General features: G+C 55.8%; 1 protein-coding gene. It reads left to right on the top strand.

What is annotated here, in order from left to right; genetic code table 11:
• On the top strand, nucleotides 1-199 hold a 199-nt coding region (locus F0L46_RS25885; RefSeq protein ID WP_149822448.1), incomplete at its 5' end, for an aldehyde dehydrogenase family protein.
• Nucleotides 200-258 lie beyond the last annotated feature (59 nt).

Genomic DNA, 258 nt, shown 5'->3' with positions numbered 1-258 from the left:
CGTATGCGGTGAGAACCTGAAGGAGACGCTGCAGTTCGCTGAGAAGATGGAATGTGGCATGGTCGCAGTCAACCGCGGAGTTCTTTCCGATGCATCTGCACCGTTTGGTGGTGTGAAGGCATCCGGCGTGGGTCGCGAAGGTGGCTTCGAGGGAATCTCCGAGTTCCTGGAGCCTCGCTACATCTCGCTCGAGGGCTAGAGTCTCGCCAGTTTGTATGCTGGTGAGGTTCAGAAGAAGTCTTAAGAAAGAGCCAGGAT

This window comes from Salinarimonas soli (assembly GCF_008386575.1).
GTDB classification, from domain to species: domain Bacteria; phylum Pseudomonadota; class Alphaproteobacteria; order Rhizobiales; family Beijerinckiaceae; genus Salinarimonas_A; species Salinarimonas_A soli.
The sequence above is the reverse complement of the archived record's forward strand: the minus strand, read 5'-3'. Positions and strand labels throughout refer to the sequence as shown.